Origin of the sequence: Pseudoalteromonas sp. APC 3495, from assembly GCF_030407645.1 — a bacterium.
Taxonomy (GTDB): Bacteria; Pseudomonadota; Gammaproteobacteria; order Enterobacterales; family Alteromonadaceae; genus Pseudoalteromonas; species Pseudoalteromonas tetraodonis.
In genome coordinates, this window is the sequence record NZ_JASDDA010000039.1 from 16,416 (window position 1) to 35,834 (window position 19,419).

The 19,419-nt window shown below is 40.9% G+C and carries 20 protein-coding genes and 1 pseudogene; 10 read left to right on the plus strand and 11 right to left on the minus strand.

Going from position 1 to position 19,419, the window contains the following annotated elements; translation table 11 throughout:
* The first annotated feature begins 27 nt into the window (after positions 1-27).
* The 6 genes and pseudogenes from QL984_RS14340 to azu all read left to right on the plus strand — a co-directional run.
* Positions 28-837 (plus strand): ABC transporter substrate-binding protein, encoded by an 810-nt coding sequence (locus QL984_RS14340; RefSeq protein WP_036955535.1) that lies wholly within the window; start codon positions 28-30, stop codon positions 835-837.
* Positions 834-1,886 carry an iron ABC transporter permease gene (locus tag QL984_RS14345; RefSeq protein ID WP_024602445.1) on the plus strand — a complete coding sequence of 351 codons (1,053 nt, stop codon included), beginning with the start codon at positions 834-836 and terminating at the stop codon, positions 1,884-1,886. The genes QL984_RS14340 and QL984_RS14345 overlap by 4 nt, the downstream gene beginning before the upstream one ends.
* Positions 1,883-2,671: a heme ABC transporter ATP-binding protein gene (locus QL984_RS14350; protein ID WP_051894367.1), complete on the plus strand. Its 789-nt coding sequence runs from the start codon at positions 1,883-1,885 to the stop codon at positions 2,669-2,671. The genes QL984_RS14345 and QL984_RS14350 overlap by 4 nt, the downstream gene beginning before the upstream one ends.
* A complete protein-coding gene (locus QL984_RS14355; RefSeq protein WP_036955541.1) occupies positions 2,668-3,411 on the plus strand; it encodes a DUF2470 domain-containing protein in 744 nt (247 codons plus the stop codon). The genes QL984_RS14350 and QL984_RS14355 overlap by 4 nt, the downstream gene beginning before the upstream one ends.
* Positions 3,408-3,581: a hypothetical protein gene (locus tag QL984_RS14360; RefSeq protein WP_235190268.1), complete on the plus strand. Its 174-nt coding sequence runs from the start codon at positions 3,408-3,410 to the stop codon at positions 3,579-3,581. The genes QL984_RS14355 and QL984_RS14360 overlap by 4 nt, the downstream gene beginning before the upstream one ends.
* A gap of 257 nt (positions 3,582-3,838) precedes the next feature.
* Positions 3,839-4,122 (plus strand): annotated as a pseudogene (gene azu / locus QL984_RS14365) (azurin); the annotation flags it as partial.
* Positions 4,123-4,161: 39 nt separating this feature from the next.
* Here the strand turns inward: azu and QL984_RS14370 are convergent.
* Positions 4,162-5,142 (minus strand): ChaN family lipoprotein, encoded by a 981-nt coding sequence (locus QL984_RS14370; protein WP_235190269.1) that lies wholly within the window; start codon positions 5,140-5,142, stop codon positions 4,162-4,164.
* Between the two features lie 105 nt (positions 5,143-5,247).
* On the opposite strand from QL984_RS14370, the gene QL984_RS14375 reads away from it, so the two are divergent.
* Complete coding sequence (locus QL984_RS14375; protein ID WP_036955543.1) at positions 5,248-5,667, plus strand: hypothetical protein; 420 nt, start codon at positions 5,248-5,250, stop codon at positions 5,665-5,667.
* Between the two features lie 38 nt (positions 5,668-5,705).
* Here the strand turns inward: QL984_RS14375 and QL984_RS14380 are convergent, their stop codons facing one another.
* Together QL984_RS14380 and QL984_RS14385 are read right to left on the minus strand one after the other, a co-directional pair.
* A complete protein-coding gene (locus QL984_RS14380; protein ID WP_033103202.1) occupies positions 5,706-6,149 on the minus strand; it encodes a GNAT family N-acetyltransferase in 444 nt (147 codons plus the stop codon).
* A 161-nt stretch (positions 6,150-6,310) separates the two neighbouring features.
* Positions 6,311-6,811, minus strand: coding sequence for a lactoylglutathione lyase family protein (locus tag QL984_RS14385; protein ID WP_008130525.1), 501 nt, complete (start codon positions 6,809-6,811; stop codon positions 6,311-6,313).
* 104 nt (positions 6,812-6,915) lie between these two features.
* Here QL984_RS14385 and QL984_RS14390 point away from each other — a divergent pair, with 104 nt between their 5' ends.
* Entirely contained in the window at positions 6,916-7,782 is an 867-nt protein-coding gene (locus QL984_RS14390) for a LysR family transcriptional regulator (RefSeq protein WP_024602450.1), read from the plus strand.
* A 37-nt stretch (positions 7,783-7,819) separates the two neighbouring features.
* Here QL984_RS14390 and QL984_RS14395 read toward each other — a convergent pair whose 3' ends face one another.
* The 6 genes from QL984_RS14395 to QL984_RS14420 are packed head-to-tail and all read right to left on the minus strand — an operon-like array spanning position 7,820 to position 15,919.
* Complete coding sequence (locus QL984_RS14395) at positions 7,820-8,899, minus strand: heparan-alpha-glucosaminide N-acetyltransferase domain-containing protein (protein ID WP_138764715.1); 1,080 nt, start codon at positions 8,897-8,899, stop codon at positions 7,820-7,822.
* A complete protein-coding gene (locus QL984_RS14400) occupies positions 8,883-9,521 on the minus strand; it encodes a hypothetical protein (protein ID WP_036955548.1) in 639 nt (212 codons plus the stop codon). The genes QL984_RS14395 and QL984_RS14400 overlap by 17 nt, the downstream gene beginning before the upstream one ends.
* The gene (locus tag QL984_RS14405; RefSeq protein WP_036955550.1) at positions 9,514-11,862 is read right to left on the minus strand and encodes a GNAT family N-acetyltransferase; all 2,349 of its coding nucleotides are present in this window, start codon (positions 11,860-11,862) and stop codon (positions 9,514-9,516) included. The genes QL984_RS14400 and QL984_RS14405 overlap by 8 nt, the downstream gene beginning before the upstream one ends.
* A gap of 24 nt (positions 11,863-11,886) precedes the next feature.
* Positions 11,887-13,065 carry an MFS transporter gene (locus QL984_RS14410; protein WP_036955551.1) on the minus strand — a complete coding sequence of 393 codons (1,179 nt, stop codon included), beginning with the start codon at positions 13,063-13,065 and terminating at the stop codon, positions 11,887-11,889.
* Positions 13,062-14,381, minus strand: a complete 1,320-nt coding sequence (locus tag QL984_RS14415; RefSeq protein WP_036955552.1) for a SidA/IucD/PvdA family monooxygenase — start codon at positions 14,379-14,381, stop codon at positions 13,062-13,064. Before QL984_RS14415 ends, QL984_RS14410 begins: the two co-directional genes overlap by 4 nt.
* Positions 14,381-15,919 carry an aspartate aminotransferase family protein gene (locus QL984_RS14420; protein ID WP_036955554.1) on the minus strand — a complete coding sequence of 513 codons (1,539 nt, stop codon included), beginning with the start codon at positions 15,917-15,919 and terminating at the stop codon, positions 14,381-14,383. Before QL984_RS14420 ends, QL984_RS14415 begins: the two co-directional genes overlap by 1 nt.
* A 382-nt stretch (positions 15,920-16,301) precedes the next feature.
* On the opposite strand from QL984_RS14420, the gene QL984_RS14425 reads away from it, so the two are divergent.
* Positions 16,302-16,751: a GyrI-like domain-containing protein gene (locus QL984_RS14425; RefSeq protein ID WP_013462788.1), complete on the plus strand. Its 450-nt coding sequence runs from the start codon at positions 16,302-16,304 to the stop codon at positions 16,749-16,751.
* A gap of 67 nt (positions 16,752-16,818) precedes the next feature.
* Here the strand turns inward: QL984_RS14425 and QL984_RS14430 are convergent, their stop codons facing one another.
* Complete coding sequence (locus tag QL984_RS14430) at positions 16,819-17,499, minus strand: haloacid dehalogenase type II (RefSeq protein WP_036955556.1); 681 nt, start codon at positions 17,497-17,499, stop codon at positions 16,819-16,821.
* A gap of 175 nt (positions 17,500-17,674) precedes the next feature.
* Complete coding sequence (locus tag QL984_RS14435; RefSeq protein ID WP_036955558.1) at positions 17,675-18,340, minus strand: NAD(P)H-dependent oxidoreductase; 666 nt, start codon at positions 18,338-18,340, stop codon at positions 17,675-17,677.
* 131 nt (positions 18,341-18,471) lie between these two features.
* Between QL984_RS14435 and QL984_RS14440 the strand changes: the two genes are divergently transcribed.
* On the plus strand, positions 18,472-19,323 hold the full coding sequence (locus QL984_RS14440) for a LysR family transcriptional regulator (protein WP_036955561.1): 852 nt from the start codon (positions 18,472-18,474) through the stop codon (positions 19,321-19,323).
* The last annotated feature ends 96 nt before the right edge of the window (positions 19,324-19,419 follow it).

Sequence of the window (19,419 nt, forward strand, 5' to 3'; positions counted from 1 at the left end):
TACTAAAAAATAAAATCGGAGTTTGTTATGAAGTACCTAATTTTTTTTCTGGCTTTAGCCACTCAATCAGCACTCGCGAAAGACCGTGTGATCAGTGCTGGCGGCACATTAACTGAAATAATCTACGCACTAGAAAAACAAAATAGTTTAGTAGCGGTTGACCAATCAAGTATGTATCCGCAACAAGCAACACAGTTGCCACAGGTAGGCTACTATCGAGATCTAGCCGCAGAGGGAGTGCTTTCAATGCGCCCAACTTTGTTACTTGCACTTGAAGGTGCAGGAAGAGAGCAGGCGTTAAAGCAAATAGAAGCGACCGGAGTGAAGGTTATTCACTATAAAAAACCGACATCTGTAAATGAACTGCTTGCGCTAATTAAGCACCTTGGTAGTGATTTAGATGCAAACCTAAAAGCTCAAAATCTGATTACTAAAATAAAAAAATCGTTACCTACTAAAGCAAAAACACAGACTCACAACGCTTTATTTTTACTTTCAGCTAATGAGCGTGGGCTCGTCGCAGCAGGGCAAGAAACGGTGCCCAACTTACTGTTTAATTATGCGGGCATTACCAATATAGCTGCTACGCATAAAGGCTTTAAAGCAATTAACAGTGAAGTACTGGCTGTAAGTCAGCCCGATTTTTTAGTGGCGCCAGCGCATGTTGTGCAAAGCCTTGGTGGGAAACAAGCCTTTTGTAAGCAACCTACACTACGTTTATTAAAAGCAGCGCAAGAGTGTCAGTTACTGGTCATGGACAGCTTACTTTCACTGGGCATGTCGCCGCGTATTGCAACTGCGATTCAAGCATTGCATGAGTATAAAACACGCTTATGAGCACGTTAACTTTGAATCGTTTTAACGCCATAACACTCAGTAATCCGCATAAGTGGATGCTATTAAGTTATGGCTGCATTTTTGCTTTAGCATTACTTAGCATAGGTTATGGAGCAGCAGGATGGGATTGGCGTTTAGCGATTGCATGGCTAGCTCCTGAACATTTTAGTCAATTTGATGCGCTACAAATCAATGTGGTTACACAAATACGCCTGCCTCGTTTTGTACTTGCAGTGATGGTGGGGTTAGTACTTGCACAAACAGGGGCTGCAACCCAAGCGCTGTGTCGTAACCCGCTTGCTGATCCCTCTATTATTGGTATAAGCGCAGGCGCTGCAATGGTCGCGGTTGCTTTTATCGCCCTTAGTGCACAATTTAATTTTAACGCCCAACACTACTTACCGTATGCCTCATTTTTGGGCGCACTATCAGTAACGTCGCTGGTATATTTAGTCTCAAAACAACAAAAACAAATTAATATAAATACACTTATATTAGTCGGTGTCGCCATTAATGCATTGGCATTCGCTGTTATTGGGCTATTAAGTTTTTATGCCGATGACAGCGCACTGCGGTTAATTAACTATTGGACCATGGGCTCATTAGGCGGTGCGAGCTGGGATAATATAAAACAGGCGAGTCCTTTGCTTTTACTGAGCCTTATCGGGCTATGGCGATTAAAAGAGCCAATGAATCTACTTCTTATCGGTGAATCACAAGCTCAATACTTAGGCGTCGATACCAGCAAGCTTAAATTATACGTCATTATATTAGTTGCATTGGGTGTTGGTGCGGTGGTTGCGCTAACAGGTTTAATTGGCTTTGTTGGTTTAGTTGTCCCTCACATCGCACGCCTCATGGTTGGCCCACACTTACGAAATATGCTGCCACTTTGTATGCTTTTAGGTGTGATTGTGTTGCTACTTTCAGATTGGTTAGCACGCTTGGTTGTTATGCCTGCGGAGCTGCCGATAGGCATTATAACGGCGTTACTTGGGGCTCCACTATTTATATATTTAATCATTAAAAATAAGCGAGATTGGTCATGATCACGTTTAACAACCTCAATATAGGCTTTAACACGCATCGTGTTTTAGAGGGTATTAGCGGCAATATCCAAGCAGGACAACTTGTCGCTCTGATAGGCGAAAATGGTGCAGGTAAATCAACCTTACTGCATACTTTGGCAGGCATGCATCCCTTTGAGGGAGATATACTATTTAATACCAAGCCTTTGCATTCATTTTCTAAAGAGCAATTAGCTAGCAAGCGCGCTGTAATGATGCAAAGTAACCATGTTGGCTTTGATTTTAGTGTATTTGAACTCATTGCTATGGGTCGCTATCCCTATACAGAGTCTCTTAAAACACAAGCCAATAAAGTTCAAAAATATGCCTCACTTATGGATTTAACCCATTACCTAACACGTCGAATGAGTGCGCTTTCAGGCGGCGAACAACAGCGTGTTCATATGGCGCGCACATTAGCCCAGTTAGATGCTTTTACTGCGCAAACTGAGCCTAAATTAATGTTACTCGATGAGCCAACATCAGCGCTAGATATGCGTCATCAACATGCTTTACTTAGCTGTGTTAGAACCTTTGTAGAGCAAGGAAACAGCGCCATTATTGCTATACACGATCTTAATTTAGCAAGCCTTTATGCAACCAACGCTATTTTATTACACAACCAAAAAGTGCTGCAAAGCGGATCTATAAATACCGTTTTAACAGCACAAAACTTACAACAAATGTACGCCATGAAATTGCACGTTAACCCTCACCCTTATAACGATGCGCCCATGGTTTTTTCTCAACGTCAGGAGTTTTCATGAGAGAACAAGCATTAAACGACGCACGTACGCTCGTTTTTAAAACCCATGCCGGCGTAATGTCGACCATTTCAAATAATTTACGCGGCTATCCGTTTGGCTCTGTTACACCTTATATGTGTGACGAACAAGGTCGCATCTACTTTTTTATTAGTGACATAGCTCAGCATACCAAAAATTTAAAACAGGACTCACGCATGAGTCTGACTATTTTTGATGCCGCCGATTATGGCGATCAAAACGAACATGGGCGAGTAACACTCGTAGGTGATGGCTCTATTGTGGCAAAAGAGCAAAGCGAAGTGCTACTTGATAAATATATAGCTTTGTACCCTGAGGCTGCAAGCTATCGCAATGCGCATGATTTTCAGCTTTGGCAATTAGATGTAGTACGGGTGCGTTATATTGGCGGTTTTGGAAAAATATTTTGGCTTGAGCAAAACGAGTGGCAAGCTCAGCCTAAAAAGTGGGATGAAAGCCAGCAGCAAAGCATGATCACTCATATGAATGAAGATCATCAAGATGCTATGTCGCTGATATTAATGCAGCACTATAACGTAGCCGATAACACCCCAATAATGAGCGGCCTACTACCCACAGGCTTTTATATACAAAGCCACAAGCGTAATTACTTTATTAATTTTGCGAACGAGTGCGATAGCCCATTAGCCGTGCGAAAAGCACTTGTAGCCTTAACAAATCAAGCTCGAAACAGCTCAAACCAACTAGCACAGACAGTATGAAAAAATTAATAGCCTTACTAAGCACTACACTGCTACTGAGTACCAATGCTGCATATGCAGACGAATGCACACTAAATATAGATGCAAACGATATGATGCAGTTTTCAACTAAAACACTAAGCGCCCCTAAAAGCTGTAAGCAAGTGACCGTAAAGCATAGGGCGTGTTGAACTTTGCGGATTGGAATTTGTTCAATCTAGGGGCGATTAAGTCGCGGCGCGAGATTTGTAACCTGGTGGGCTAAGTAAAAATCGAGCAACAATGAGTTTATCGCCCCTAGGCAGAACCCGAAGGACAGCGCATGTTTGGTATTTATGCTGCGTTATCGCCTATTTATGTGGAATAACCACACTTCATAGGCTCTGTCTTGCCTAAAAACCAAACACACTGCTGCAAATTCAACCATCAAAGATCAACACGCCCTTGCCACACCGGTAAATTACCTGCCAATGTAATGGGTCATAACTGGGTGCTATCTACGATTAAAACATGCAAGGTATTATCACAGATGGCAACGCTGCAGGGCTTAGCAACCACTACATAAAGCCTAATGATAGTCGTGTGATTGGTGCTACAGACATTATTGGCGGCGGTAAAACAACCGACGTTACTTTTAAAACCAGCGGCTTAACCGCCGGAACCGATTACACTTTCTTTTGCTCTTTTCCTGGCCATTACGCCATGATGAAAGGCACATTTACGCTTAAGTAAATATTAAAAAGTGTATTACACAAACACAGTGCCAACCTATTATTGGCACTGTGTTTTCTCCCCTCGTTTGGCTAAAGCTTTAAATGCAGCTTGTTGATGTGCTTTTTGCACATAGCGAGCAGGCAAAGCGTTAACTTCTAATTGATAACCACTTTGCTCAGATTGTACCTTTGATACTGGCGAAACCCATACAACATTAAGCTCTGGGGCAATTCGCTTAATTACCCGCGCTATGCCTTCACCATTTCTCACATGAAAGTCACCAGCTAAATGTATAACCTGCGTGCCCTTATTTTGACTAATATAGTTAACGATAGACTCAGCCATGGTTTCGTCCCAAGTAACTTGCGCGGCGTAAAGTTTTTCGTTTTTACTCGCCGTTCCATGATGCATGGATTGCATAAAGCGTTCTTTATAAAGGCTTGGAGAAGTATCTATCTCTTTTGCAATAAAACTACGCTGTTGTGGGTCGAGTTTATTAATATAATTAATACCTTGGCGACCAATACAGGTAACAATATGCTTAGGCGCATTTGCAGCTATTACATCGCTATTTTGTATCTTCGCCAATTCCACTAACGCACGATAATCGCTCTTATAATTAGGCCAAGCCTTAGTATTATCAATTAGGTATTGTTCACCTATTTTACTCTCAAGATAAAGGTTTAGTGTTTGCTGATCAGCGCGACTAAATTGCTCAAGCGATAAGGCAATAGGCTTATTTTGTGTGCTTAATTGCTGAAATAGCTGAGCCTGAAATAAGTGCACACCGGGGTGTGTATGCCATTCACCGACTAAAACAACATCGGCATTCAAAAGCGTGGACTCTGACAATATTGAATTAACTCGCTGACCCTTTGCATTATAAAGCCCATAATTATACAAGGATGAATTTTGAGATACTGATACTGTGTTTATACTGCAGCCTGATAATCCACTGAGTAAAAGAAGTGCTAAAAATGGGTTTTTCATATCGGTTTTTATAAAAATAAGAATCAAAACAATGACATTAGTATACACAACAAACTGCTTCAAACCCACAAATACAAATAAAAACAATTATCATTTGGTTTTTAGAGGTTTCTGTTTTACAGTCTTAAAAAATATACAGATATGGAACGCCCCATGGCCTTACCTTTTTTATGTGCTCGACACAAACAACATGTTTTATGTCAACCAGAACAAGCAATTATAGATATTCAAAACGCACAGCTAAGTGGCGAAGCGCTGTTTAAACGATACCAATTTGCACAAGCATTGCCATACTTGGGGTGTGCACTTGAAAGTGCGTCCTTATTAGCTCAAATGTATAACTGTGCGAATAAACAGCAAATCATACAAATTACCTCTCTTACAGAGCGCCTTTATTCCACACTTCACTTTTTAGGCGAACAAAGTGCTGCGCACAATGCACTCATACAATCTATTAATCTGTTAAACGAGATATTGTATAGTGACGATGAATATCATGACTTAGCGCTTTCATGCATTACACAGCTAAAAAATTTAGCACTGCAACATCCTCCACATCTTACTCAGCACTAATTTTTATGGCAATAAGCAACGCGCTAAACAAAATTGGGTTAACTTTTTATATTAATAATGGCCAACATATCTTCTTCATCTTCATCTAGGCCAACTTCTTCAAACCCAAAACTAGAATAAAAATCCTTAGCAACAGGGTTTTTCGGGTTATAACAAATCTCGATTTGTTCAAGCTTAGAAGTCGTTTTAATCTCTGCAATTGCCATGGTAAGTGCTTGGCGGCCAATACCTTTATTTTGATGATGTTCATCTACCATAAAACGCCAAATAGAAACTTTTGTAGGGGTTTCTTGCACCCACATAAAAAAGCCTACAGGCTCATTATTTTGGTAAATAGCTTTACAGGTATGCCCAACATTATAATGAGACTCAACAAGCGACCACATATTACACGCTACATATTCTTGTTGCGCTTCGGTAACGTCTAAATCGCATACCTCTTCGTAATTAGCAGAGGTGATATCTTCCAATAAAATGTTCATTATTGTCCTTAATTTCAAACATGGAGTTATAAGTAGTTTTGTTTTATCACGTTATCAGCACTAATACATCTAGGCAATGTATTCTTTTTAGGCACAAAAAGGCCGCAGTAATAAATACTGCGGCCTTTGTTTTTAGCTAAACTTTTTTAGACTAGCTAAGTTTAATAAGCGCCTGCGCTGTATATAAGCTCGTAGCTGTGGCTGTAAATCTCAAGGATGTTACCAAACGGGTCTTCCATGTAGATCATGCGGTACGGCTTTTCGCCAGGGTAATAGTAACGTGGCTCTGGCATACGTTTTTTACCACCTGCAGCAACAATACGATCCGCTAAGCCTTCTACATCTGGGTCTTGTACACAGAAATGGAAGATACCGGTTTTCCAGTATTCAAAGTTGTCTTTAGGGTTTTCTTGGTCTTTAAATTCAAAAATTTCTACACCAATACGATCGCCTGTTGAAAGGTGCGCTATTTTAAATTTTTCCCAATTTGGACCAAATACATCGGTACACATTTCGCCAATTGGGCTGTTATCTTCAGTGATCACGGTAGGCTCCATTATGGTGTACCAGCCCATCACCTTAGTGTAAAACTCTACGGCTTTTTCAACATCCGGTACTGAAATACCAATGTGCGAAAAACTACGTGGATATGTATGACTCATAATAAATACTCCTACTTAACTATGTTTAGTTGATGGAGTTAGTTTACGAATTGACCAACATTAAGTAAAATTATCATTAATCATCATTTTGAGTATATTTTGTAATGATAAATCCGACATGGTTAAACACGTTTTGTACTTTAGTTGATGTAAATCATTTTACCCAAACCGCCGAGCGCCTTTATATGACCCAGTCAGGCGTAAGCCAACATATAAAAAAGTTAGAGCAGCAACTAGATTGCGCCTTGCTTGAGCGTCACGGTAAACAATTTACGCTTACTATTCAGGGTCAAAATTTATATCAGCAGGGTAGTCAGTTACTCAAAGAATGGCAGTTTTTAGAGCAGCAATTAAAAGATGATTCACCTTACAGCGGTTTAGTTAAAATACAGTCGCCAGGCAGTTGCGGGCTAAAGTTTTACAATCAACTATTAGCATTGCAAGTAGAGTACAAGGAGCTAATTATAGATTACCGCTTTGCTCCAAATACCAGTGTTGAACAAGCAGTGGCCAATCATAGTGCCGATATTGGCTTTTTAACTCAAGCGCCTACCCTTAGTGAAGTTACCAGCCACAAAATTGGTAAAGAATGCCTATTATTAGTAACGCCCGCACATATAGAAAACCCAACATGGAGCGCATTAAATCAACTAGGTTTTATTAGCCACCCCGATGCAAAACATCATGCACAGCTTTTATTAAGTGAAAATTTCCCAGAATTTGAACATGTTGATCAAATTAAGCAAACGGGGTTTTCTAACCAAATAAGTTTAATACTGGAGCCGGTAAGTTTAGGGCTGGGTTTTACGGTTTTACCCGCACACGCAGTAAGTGCTTTTAATAAACCTGCGCTTATTAAAACGCATCATTTAACCAAACCAATTAGCGAAAATATTTATGTGTGTCACCACCGAAATAGACCATTAGCAAAGCGTATGCATAGCGTTATTAACGCAATAAAAGCAGGCTAGGGCACCCAAATCAGCGCCCGTAAAGCCCCTTTACAGCTTAAGCTGTACGTTTAGTTTTTTGCGTAATGTCTGTGAAGCTCTGTTTGCTTTTTAAATAAACCTTATGCACAGCAAAAGTCAGTAAAGTCATTAGTACCATCATACAAAGTGTCGGCCAAAGGCTAAGGGAATGATAACCAAGCGCCCCCATAAACCAGCAAATAAGTACCCATTGAATAACATATAGCGCGGTTACATGTTTACTGGCATATAAAAGAGCACGTGTAATAGGACCATTATATTTATCAGCAAAAATATACTGTATAGCCGCTAGGGCACATAAATTTAAGCCAACTAAATAGCTAATACCGCCGCCATTTAAATGGAAAAAGTTGCCAAACTGTCCTTTAAAATCAATGGCTAACCATATGCCGCCAATAACAAGTAAAGCAGCACCAAGTTGTGCACATACTTTATATAAGTAATCGGCATTTTGTTGATTACTAAGGTATAAACGACCAAGTACATACCCCGTTAATATCGCACTTATCCAAGGAAATACCGGAAAATACACTTGATAGTTATTAGCAAAAAACAAATCGCTAATATAAGGTGAAAGCGTAAATTGTTGCCCCCTCACAAACTGGCTCATAACTGCAATTGCAATGGCTAAAACCGCAATCCATATTGTTTTCCAACGGGCAATATTAAGCACACCAAACAGCAATAAGCTAACTCCAGCCAGTTGTAAAATATCACCTGTTAACACCATAAATTGTAACTGCCCAGCACTGAGCGGACTTTGCCAGCCATAAGCATTTATAAACGCCTCGGGCATGGTATTAAATACTTCAATAGGTAGCCAAAACTTGGCCGCATTCATTAAATAGGCAAGCAGTAAAAGCTGTAAACCACGCTTAATTAATAGCAAGGGTGTTTGCCTGCGCGAAAGCGCCATAGATAGCCCCATTGCCACCAAAAACGAGGCGGTGCCTTTGCCAAGTATATGTACAACCGTACCAAATGCGCTTTCACTTTGAAGCGCTGTGGTGGCATACATCCATAAGGTATGCACAATAATCATAATGAAAACGCTCGCACCACGCGCAAGATCAATCGTTTTAAGACGTTGGTTCATTGGTTTTAATATCCTTTTTAGGGCAGGTTTGGCATTTGCTATAACCGGCTAAATAATAGCGGCAACAGGTTAAACGCTGGGGGTTTTCAGTAAATGGCGCATCAAGGCTAAAGTGCTCACAAATAAGGGTATGCAGCTGACGATGGCAATTATTGATATGTAAAGTGGTTGCAAGGGCTAAGCTATGAGCTCGCTCAATAGCACTACTTAACGAATCGAGTAATAACCGTGCTTGTTCTTTTTTACCCAGCGCGTAGTCGGTATTTACCCATTCACCAACTTGGCTTATAAAATGAGTAAACGCTTTGGTTTGCTCAGCTTTACTTACTAACACGTCATTATTCAGGTTAAACCCACGACAATAAGCGCCATTTACCGCTAACGGCATGTTAATGGGGTCAGCCGTACTTTGCTTGCAAGCAAACCAATAGCAATAAGCGTAAATAGCTTGCCAACAAAGCTGCAAATACAAATGCCGACTAATAAATTGCTTAGGCGCAGTCGGGTACTGCGCCTTACAACGAACTGTTAAAGCGCGCACTAATAATAAGCTCGGTTTAAAAGTTCGTTGTACGGGTTGATGGCAATATAAAAACTGCGCAAGGGTAATCGGTTTAGCCATACAGCTTTGCCGATACGGGGTTGTTTAAGTTACCAGCAAACTGCAAACTACCTGCCGGATCCGTTAAATCAACCATTTGCTCATTATTACCCAGCTGTAAGCGGTTTAAACAAGAGTGAGCAAACTCATCACTAAAAAAGTCATACTCTTTAAATCGCTCATTTAAAGCAGGGTTAGCATGTTGATATGCTTTAACACTTTGCGTAACACACTGCCAAAAGTCATGCTCTGTAATACGCTCTTCTCGCACTAAAATTGCCACTAAGTATCTAAAGAAGCAGTCAAATACATCGGTAAATATACTTAACAGCTCAAGCTCTTTAGGCATAGAAACATGAATACGTTCAACCCCTGCAGGCAATACTTCAGTGCTATTAAGTAAGGCAACCTCTTCACCTATGTCTTTCATATATGCGCCCACTGGCACCGAATTTTTAAGCTTTAAAATGAGGTTTTCACCGTGGGGCATAAACACTAATTTATGCGCGTAAAAGCAATGTACTAGCGGAATTAAATAGGCATTAAAGTACTCATGTAACCACTGCTGCGTGCTCAAACCACTTTGCGCTATCCATTCGCCCACTAAACTTTGGCCATTATTATCTAAGTGTAATAACGCTGCCATGGTGGTCAGTTGTTCATCACTATTTAAATTATGGTTTGGGTTTTCTCGCCATAAGCAGGCAAACATTTTACGATAGGGTGTATCCCCAAGGGCGTGTTGCTCAAACGTATGATGGGCATAACCTAAGGTGGCGTATTCTCTAAGCGCTGTAAAATTAGCGCCTGCGAGTTGTTGATCTTGGCTAACCTTTTCAAATACCCAATCGTTAATGGCAGGAGTCACCGCCATGTAAGCACGCGATAGGCCACGCATAAATCCCATATTTAAAATCGACAACGCCACTTTTAAATACGGCTTATGCGGGTGCGAGCAATTATATAAGGTCCGAATTGATTGTTGCGCTTGATATAAATCGTCACCTTCACCTAAATACACTAATCGCTGATTTGCCAACTCATTTGCAAATACCACACTCAATTTATGTTGGTACTGCCAAGGGTGAGCAGGAATGAGTAAGTAATCACCGGGGTTTAGGTTTTGAGCTTTTAGCGCTTTGTTAAACGCATCTCGGGTGGTTAAATCTAGCTCATCACTTATATGGCTTGGGTAATCGGCAAAGTATTCACTATGGGCAAAGTCGCATACCGCTTTATGCGCTGCTAACCACAGTACTTTAAACGGTTTGCCTACTTCTGGCGCATAACGTAAAAAGTCAGCTTTACTAAAACCAATGCGGCCATTATTAGCAACAAAGGCAGGATGCCCTTCACTCATTGCGGCTTCTATTTTTTGCAGCCCTAAATTAGCTAACTGCGCCGCTGTTAACGTGTTATTTTCACGTTTAAAGCACGCACTGGCTAAAGTAGCATTTAGCTCTTCAAGGTAGGTGGCAAGGCGCTTACCCGTTAAACCTAGCGCAGGCCCTTGCATACTAAAAAAGTGCAACACATCTAGTGGTTGCAGCTCTTCGTTAAGATTGTAAAAGCATAAGCTTGGCTCGTCTATATCAATGTGGTTTAGTGCCATAGCACGGCCATTAAAAATAAAGTAACCGCCTTCAACATTCACTTTAAAGCCTCGCTTTGTTGTCTCTGCGGCCAATAAACGCTCGTGCACTAGCTCGGTGAGTGCTTTAGCTTGTAAATGCCGATTTGCCCATTGCCAATGTGGCTGTATCACGTAATCAGTTTGCAAAGGCGCTAACGAATCAGTAAATAGTTGGCTGTGCCTATCAAAGGCTGCTTTATTACAAAAGCCTAAATAAGCGGCTTTTTCGCCCAGTTGAATTTGCTGGGTATGCACAAACCCCAAACGTTTATTTAACGTATGAATTTTACTATTAGCAATGTCGGGCTCAACCACAACACGGGCGGCACTGTTTTGAGCAAAAATACTTTGCAGCACGCACTGCATCATTTCAAAACTAAAATGGCGCTTAGGTGCCGTGTTAGGCGCTAATAAAATATGCATACCCACATCATTCGGTTCCACCTCGTACGCCGCTTTCATTAAGCTTTCGTGCTCAGGGCTATAAAGCTCAACTAAAGCCAATAGGTTATTATTTTGCTCGATCACGTATGCCTGATGATGAGGCGTATCAATAATAGCTTGATACACTTTAGTTATTTGTTGCTCGGTTTGCTGCTGCATCCCCCAAAAGTGCGCATACGGTTGCTTAAGCCAATCGCATATTGTTGGCATATCTGTTTGTTGTAATAACCGCATCGTCACTTTGCCGGTATGCTGTAGGGTGGTTACAAAAGATGAAAAATACATAAAAACTCCAATAAATCTTAAAAACTAAGACGCTGAACGCGCAGCTCGAGCAACAGCCTTAACCCGCCAAAGCAAAATAAAGGCAAGGCTTGCAAAGCCAATGGCAGCAAAGTAAAACACAACCGTAGTTGAAAGATGCTCTACGCTCATACCCACTAGTAACGACGCTAAAATAACCCCGACATTTTGAGCAATGTGCACTTTGGCAAAGTCGCTGCCGTAATGTGCAGGCTCACTTTTAGCAAATAGCATTACCTCTAGTAGTACCATCACTTGAAATAGCGCAAAGCCATATAAAACACGTGATAAAATCACTAACCCCACCGACGCCTGCGCTTGTAAATAAAGCCCAAGCGCCCCTAAAATAAGTGCACATAACAAAGTGCTAGTGCGGCTTAATGTTGGCAGTGGTAGATGCTGCCTGAAATGGTTAAAAACCAGCATAACAAGCGCTGCAAAAGCAGGAATGGCGTATACAACAGCGCTTTGCAAGGTGCTGCTTTGTGCGTTTAATGCTTGCCAATGAGTAGTAAAGAAAGGGCGAATTAAAAACGCGCTAAAATAAACCACCACACTTAAAAAGCAAAATTGCCAAATAAAATAGGGAATACGTTCTCGCGGTTTTTCAGTCGCTATTGCTTGTTGATAAATACCGGTTTTTAATGAATACATTAAGTAGGCACACAATAAAACCTGCACCATATCACCGGCACTACTGAGTAATAACGCATAGCGTGGCTCAGCTAAACTAAAGAAATAACCACCAATTAAAGCACCACCAATCGCACCAAAATGCATCAATACAGAAAACAAACCAATAATAGATAAATGCTTAGTTTGTTGCTCTAATCGCAGTGCAAATGGGTATATAAGTAGGTAGCTTGCCTTTAGCACCAACATTAGTTGGTAGTAAATCCAAAATTCCCACACATTGGTAGCAAAGTAGCAAAGCAGGCCAAAACCAGCGGCTACCACTTGGGTTACTAACCACAAAGCCAACTCATTGTATTTTTTAGCGACCTTAGCCCATAGCGGTAAAGCCAGCATTACAGTAATACAACAGTTAGCCACAAAGAGGCCGATTAGAGTGGCGTTACTAATAGCAAATTCACTAGCAAAAAATTGCGGATAAAACGGTAGCAACAAGGTATCGCATACCACCGAAATAACCGTCAGCAAAATTAGCGCTAAACGAAGACTCATGCGGCGCTACTCTGCTGTTGTGTTGATAGGGTGACATCGCTTAAATCAAAGTTTTGAAAAGCAATTTTTTGCTCAACCTGATAAGGCGAATAACCTAAAATTTCACGTAAAATAATACTATTACGGTAGCAAGCCATACCTAAATCTGGAGTTACAAAACCATGAGTATGCTGCTCGGCATTTTGTACAAAAATACGTTTTTGTTCGCTATCTACCGCATATTCACGACTCACTAAATAACGACCTTGCTCATCTTGGGGTAGTTGATGGGCAATATTATTTAAAAAAGCAGGGCGCTGATATTTAAAGCCTGTAGCACAAATTAAAAAGTCGGTTTCTATTGAAAAGGGCTGCTCAAGCTCCTGATGATAAAACTCAGTCAGTAAACGCTTACCTACTTTTTGAGTGCTTGTTAGCTTGCTGTTAGTTTTAAATGTAGTGGAAATTGGCCCATCAAGGCTTTGTGCGTAGAGGGTGTCGAAAATGTCGTTAATTAAATCGCCGTTAATGCCCTTAAATAGATTTTTTTGGTTTTGATTGAGCCAATCTCGCTGCTCAGTTTTTAAATTATAAAAGTAATCTACATACTCAGGAGAGGTCATTTCAAGGGTGAGTTTAGTATACTCAAGCGGAAAATAGCGCGGTGAGCGTGCTATCCAATCTAACTGCAAGCCTTGCGGTACTGCTTGCTGCAATAAGGTGTGGTAAATTTCTGCTGCACTTTGTCCAGCCCCTACCACGGTAACCCGTTTAGCCGCTTTTAATTCATCAAGCCGATGACAAAAATCGCTACTGTGCATTACGTTATTTGAGTTACTTTGCACAGCGCAATCAGGAATATACGGTGCAGGCCCTGTGCCCAAAACAATATGGCGAGTCACATAATGTTGTATGCCATTAGGGGTGTTACAGCTAACGGTATAACACTCACTTTGCGGGCAAAACTCAACTTGAGTGACTGTTTGTTCAAAGTTAACATTTGAAAGCTGCGAGCAAACCCATTGGCAATATAAGTTGTATTCACGGCGCAATAAAAAAAAGCTTTCGCGAATATAAAACGGGTATAAACGATTATTTAATTTGGCATAATTTAAAAAGCTATACTGGCTGGTTGGATCTGCCATGGTTACTAAATCCGACATAAACGGAGTTTGTAATGTAACGCCCTCAAGCATCATTCCTGGGTGCCAATCAAATTCACTGCGTTGTTCTAAAAATAAGCTTTTTACATCTTCGAGCGGTTCACTTAAACACGCTAAAGATAAGTTAAATGGGCCAAGGCCAATAGCTATAAAATCGTAAGGTTGATTATCCATTATGCAATTTCCCTATAAGTTTGCCATGCAATGTGGCTAATTTTCTCAATAACAGCGCGTACATCTGTTAATTGGCACTGCGCATTAAGCAATGTAAATTTAAGGTAATGGCGGCCACTTATTTTTGTACGGGCAACCATGGCTTCACCGGTTTGTAAAAACGTTTGTCGTACATGCAAGTTTAAAGAGTCGAGTAAATCAAGGTCATGTTTTAAATCATCAGGGGCAAATCTAAATACCAAGGCACTAAGCTCAGGGTAGTTAACTACTTCAAAGTCGGGGTGATCGTTAAGTACAATATGCGTTTGGCGCGCAAGGCCAATAACTTTATCGAACGCGCGACCAAGCGGTGCTTCTCCAGTGGTGCGCAGTGTTAGCCATAACTTTAAGGCATCAAAACGGCGAGTGGTTTGTAGGCTTTTATCTACCAAATTAGGCGTGCCATTACCGGCCTCTGCTAATGGGTTTAAATAATCAGCATATAAAGTAATGTGGCTAAAATGGCGTTTATCGCTTAATAAAAAGGCACTACAACTAACCGGTTGCATAAATGATTTGTGATAATCAATCGTTATTGAATCAACCAACTCAATGCCATTAAGCGTATTGCGGTGGTGCTCGCTCACCAACAAACCGCCACCATAAGCGCCATCTACGTGGCACCATAGCTGCTCTTCTTTAGCTAGCATGGCAATATTATGGATTGGATCGATTGAGCCAAAATCGGTTGTGCCTGCGGTAATAACCACTGCAATGGGTAAATCACCTTGCGCTTTGCTTGTTGCTATGGCGGTTTTAAGTGCCTCCATATCCATTTGCATTTCGCTGTTTGTAGCCACTGGCACCACGGCGTCGTAACCTAAGCCCAATAACGCCGCTGCTTTTTGAATACTAAAGTGCGCCACCTCAGAGCAGTAAATTTTAAAGCGCGAGGCAACAGCTGGTAAGCCCTGAAGTTTTACCTGATGTTCTGGCGCATAGCGGCTAACAGCCACTTCACGAGCAACCAACATAGCCATTAAGTTTGATTGCGTGCCGCCACTAGTAAATACCCCATCGGCAGTGCTTGGCAATGCTGCTTTTTGGCATGTCCAATCAATCAGCTTTTGCTCAATTAAGGTCGCACCTGCACTTTGATCCCACGTATCTACTGAGGTATTAATAGCAGCAATAATGTGTTCGGCCACCACAGCAGGGTAGGTTACAGGGCAGTTTAAATGAGCCATGTAGCGAGGATGATGAAAATACACGGCATGATCTAAATACACGCCTTTTAGCTCTTCAAGCACCGCTGGAAAGTCAGCCAAAGGCTTTGATAAATCAACATCGTTTACTACTTTTGCTAACGTATTTACCGACACACCTGAAAATGGCTTTTGGGCTTTAGCCATCGCTTGCTGTACTGCCGACAGCCCTTGCAATGACGCTATTTGATAATTAATGAACTGCTCTAAATTGAATTGTGGGGGCAGGCCGCTTTGTTCAAATACAGCCTGTTTTTCAATGGTATTAATATTTAACACGTGAGATTGAGACACATCAACATTCCTTGAGTACACTTTTTAGGTGCAAGGATCTTAATGATAATGATTTCTATTTACAATAATGAAAAAAGATTAGATAGCAACTTTTTTTTAATTAGAGCTAATAAGCTTGTCGTATATTTTTAACAAAATCGATAAGCCATATTATTAAACGACAAGCATTACATGCAAAAATAAAGTTAAAAAAGAGGGAAGTTGAGCAATTATTTTAGCGGTAGCAAAGCTACGTTTAGCGATTGGCACCTATTTAAACATGAGCAATAAACACGCAATTGAGGTTAATAATCACTGTTTATGAAATATTTAATACAAAATTTAAAGTATTGGCGGTTTTTCTGTTACGTTGGTGTTTGTATTAACGCTAAAGGACGTCATGATGGAAGTAAAACAATTAGCAAGTCAGACCTTAATCGGCTTAAAAGTAAGAACCTGCAACGCCAATGAAATGAATGCTGGCACTGCAAATATAGCTGAACTTTGGCAAAAATTTGGTGAAAAGTTTGCCAACAGCCTTACAGAAAACACCAAAGTGTATGGTGTGTATACTAATTACGAAAGCGATCTCACTGGGGACTTTGACGTAATTGCCTGCTGCGATAATTTATCAATTAAACTCCCTGAAGCTAAAAAAGTAACCACCCAAGCGGGGCGTTATTTGGTATTTAAAGGTGAAGGTGAAATGCCCGATGCAGTAATCGATTTATGGGGCGAAATTTGGCAATACTTCAGCTCAGACGATTGCCGTTATGCCCGCACCTACACTAGCGACTTTGAGTACTATAAAAGCAGTAACGAGATAGAAATTGCCATTGCAATTGAAGACTAAAAAACGGCTAGGTTTGTAAGCGCAAACCTAGCCTTTCATTGGTGTAATTTAACCCCTGCCCACTAAATCATTGGTTATTACTGGCTAGCTTGGTTTTTAAATCATGTATATCGCACGCCGTTATTGTAGGCTCAAGTTCCCAGGGGTCAAAAATAGCCTCACTTGAGCGCTGTATCCACGCAGCACGCATACCGTGCGATAACGCCCCAATAACATCAAACGGGTTACTCGATATAAGCCAGGTATTAGCGCCGGTTGAATTTGCCTCGCGTAAAAAATGACTATAAACACCGGGGTTGGGTTTAAAGGTTTTAATGTCATCGGCGCTCACTACGCCTTCAAAAAGCTCACTTATGCCTGCGGCTTCGAGCAAGGTATTTACCGCACTGGCCGCACCATTAGAAAACGCAAATAACCGATAGTTTTGTGCTTTTAAGCTCTCAAGCCCTGCTTTTACATCATCAAATGCGGGTAGGGTTTTATAGCGTGCTAATAACTGTGCTTTTTGCTCATCGCTTAAAGTTACCTTGTGCAGTAAACACGCATAATTAAGTGCCTGCTCAGTACACACCGAAAACGGCACGTAGTTTTGCATTAAGCCACGTCTAAACGAATATTCGAGTTGTTTTTCACGCCAAGTGGTCGAAAATGCGTGCGCGTTATCACCAACCATATTTTCAAGTAACGACACAACGCCATGGGTGTTTATAAGCGTACCGTATACATCAAACGCCAGTGTAGTTGCCATTAATGACTCCTGTTTAAATCGTTACTAAAACGCAATTTTATTGCTAAGTATTAATTACCTTATCAGTTAATAAAGTGCAGTAACAGCACCCGCGTTTTAAGCAGTTGCTGTAAACCCCCGTTACGGTTTGGGTAAAAATACCGCAAGGTAAATGCGGTATTTTTATATTTAAATATTATTTATTACTTAACTGTAGCCCTAGCGCTGCTGCTTGGCTATAAGCATTATCGAGCGATAGTTGATGGCGTACATCGGCAAACTCTTGATATTCTGAGGCAATTTCATGAATGGTGCTCACGCCTAAATATTTACTCAATGTACGTAAGTGCGGCACTAAATGGCTCATATGCTCACGTATACCACCTTGCTCAAAACCAAACTCACCGGTTGAGGTGATCACAACTAATGTTTTACCTCCAAGTAGAGGTTGTAGCGGAAAGTCACCACGGGAAAGATCAAAATCAAAAGTTTGGTTAATACGTATTACTTGATCAAACCATGCCTTTAACTGTGCGGGCATACCGTAGTTATACATAGGCGAGGAAATCACAATAATATCGGCAGCGGCAATTTCAGCGATTAATGTGTCTGACAAGGCCAGTAACTGCTGTTGCTCTGCGGTTTTTTTATCATCAGGGGTAAATACCGCACCTATCCAGTCTTGAGTAATAAAAGGCGGAGGATTCACACCAACATCACGGTAAAAATACTCATCTATAGCTTGGCGCTTTGCAAAGCTATCAATAAATTGCTTAGCAATATTTTTAGAAATTGAATCGTGATCTGGGTTGTCGTTTTTAATAGCTCTTACGCTTGCATCAACGTGAAGTAGGGTAGTCATACTGTTTATCCTGTTAGTAAATGTAGGTTAATCATCTTACTAACAGGCATATTTCACAAACGAGTAAATCTTAACTATAAATAAGTTATACTCATCTATAAGTTAATTCTATTTGGTGTGAATAATCCCCCATGCAAGTATCACTACAAGCACTCAAAGCCTTTGAAGCTGCGGCGCGTTTAGGCAGTTTTAAAGCCGCCGCGGATGAACTATCGCTCACCCCAACCGCGATTTCGCATCATATAAATAACCTTGAGAACCGTTTAAATGTGGATTTATTTTACCGCCAAGTTAGAAAAATCACTCTTACACCCACCGGTGAATATTTAAGTGAAGCAACATGCAATGGCTTTAACCTTATTAACCAAGCGCTAACTACCGTACAAGCTAAAGGCACCGCCGTTAAAATAACCACTACGTCATCACTGGCCGCACTGCGTTTAATACCCGCATTACAGGAGCTATCAAAAAGTCAGCCCAATCTTGAAGTGGATATATCAACCAGTGAAGCCGTTGATAAGCAATTACACACCTTACCGATTCGCTTTGGTCAACAGCAGAATATAAACGCATATGATATTATTAAAACCGAGCAATTTAACCTGTTTGGATCATACAAAGCCGCGGATATCCCATGGCAAAATGGCCCAGTTACGCTCTATACCACTAAATGGAAAAACAACGCGCTGAGTGAGCCACCAATTAAACAATGGCTTACTCAAAACAACTTAGCTCCTGCTTTATTTAGTATTAAAACATTTGACCAAGAGCTATTTGGTATTCAAGAAGCTATGGCAGGCTCAGGACTGGTTTTTTGCTCAACCACGCTAGTACAACGATTATTAGACACCGAGTTACTTAAAAACTTTAATACCCACGTAGTTGAATCTGACTTTTGCTACTACATACCTAATAAGCAGCGCTTTCAAACCCGAAATACTCGCCTCGTTTTAGAATGGGTAGAAGAGTTGTTAAGTTTATAAGTTCTGAGCAGCAATCAAAGTACGTAATAGCTAAAAGTAGTGTTTATTAGCCTATCTTTTCGGGGTAGGCTTGTGAGCAGTCAAATCTGAGCAAAA

What these genes read in the sequence shown, in the direction of transcription:
- QL984_RS14340 (WP_036955535.1), top strand. Translation starts at nt 28, where the DNA reads ATGAAGTACCTAATTTTTTTTCTGGCTTTAGCCACTCAATCAGCACTC.
- QL984_RS14345 (WP_024602445.1), top strand. Translation starts at nt 834, where the DNA reads ATGAGCACGTTAACTTTGAATCGTTTTAACGCCATAACACTCAGTAAT.
- QL984_RS14350 (WP_051894367.1), top strand. Translation starts at nt 1,883, where the DNA reads ATGATCACGTTTAACAACCTCAATATAGGCTTTAACACGCATCGTGTT.
- QL984_RS14355 (WP_036955541.1), top strand. Translation starts at nt 2,668, where the DNA reads ATGAGAGAACAAGCATTAAACGACGCACGTACGCTCGTTTTTAAAACC.
- QL984_RS14360 (WP_235190268.1), top strand. Translation starts at nt 3,408, where the DNA reads ATGAAAAAATTAATAGCCTTACTAAGCACTACACTGCTACTGAGTACC.
- QL984_RS14375 (WP_036955543.1), top strand. Translation starts at nt 5,248, where the DNA reads ATGGCCTTACCTTTTTTATGTGCTCGACACAAACAACATGTTTTATGT.
- QL984_RS14380 (WP_033103202.1), bottom strand. Translation starts at nt 6,149, where the DNA reads ATGAACATTTTATTGGAAGATATCACCTCTGCTAATTACGAAGAGGTA.
- QL984_RS14385 (WP_008130525.1), bottom strand. Translation starts at nt 6,811, where the DNA reads ATGAGTCATACATATCCACGTAGTTTTTCGCACATTGGTATTTCAGTA.
- QL984_RS14390 (WP_024602450.1), top strand. Translation starts at nt 6,916, where the DNA reads ATGATAAATCCGACATGGTTAAACACGTTTTGTACTTTAGTTGATGTA.
- QL984_RS14395 (WP_138764715.1), bottom strand. Translation starts at nt 8,899, where the DNA reads ATGAACCAACGTCTTAAAACGATTGATCTTGCGCGTGGTGCGAGCGTT.
- QL984_RS14400 (WP_036955548.1), bottom strand. Translation starts at nt 9,521, where the DNA reads ATGGCTAAACCGATTACCCTTGCGCAGTTTTTATATTGCCATCAACCC.
- QL984_RS14405 (WP_036955550.1), bottom strand. Translation starts at nt 11,862, where the DNA reads ATGTATTTTTCATCTTTTGTAACCACCCTACAGCATACCGGCAAAGTG.
- QL984_RS14410 (WP_036955551.1), bottom strand. Translation starts at nt 13,065, where the DNA reads ATGAGTCTTCGTTTAGCGCTAATTTTGCTGACGGTTATTTCGGTGGTA.
- QL984_RS14415 (WP_036955552.1), bottom strand. Translation starts at nt 14,381, where the DNA reads ATGGATAATCAACCTTACGATTTTATAGCTATTGGCCTTGGCCCATTT.
- QL984_RS14425 (WP_013462788.1), top strand. Translation starts at nt 16,302, where the DNA reads ATGGAAGTAAAACAATTAGCAAGTCAGACCTTAATCGGCTTAAAAGTA.
- QL984_RS14430 (WP_036955556.1), bottom strand. Translation starts at nt 17,499, where the DNA reads ATGGCAACTACACTGGCGTTTGATGTATACGGTACGCTTATAAACACC.
- QL984_RS14435 (WP_036955558.1), bottom strand. Translation starts at nt 18,340, where the DNA reads ATGACTACCCTACTTCACGTTGATGCAAGCGTAAGAGCTATTAAAAAC.
- QL984_RS14440 (WP_036955561.1), top strand. Translation starts at nt 18,472, where the DNA reads ATGCAAGTATCACTACAAGCACTCAAAGCCTTTGAAGCTGCGGCGCGT.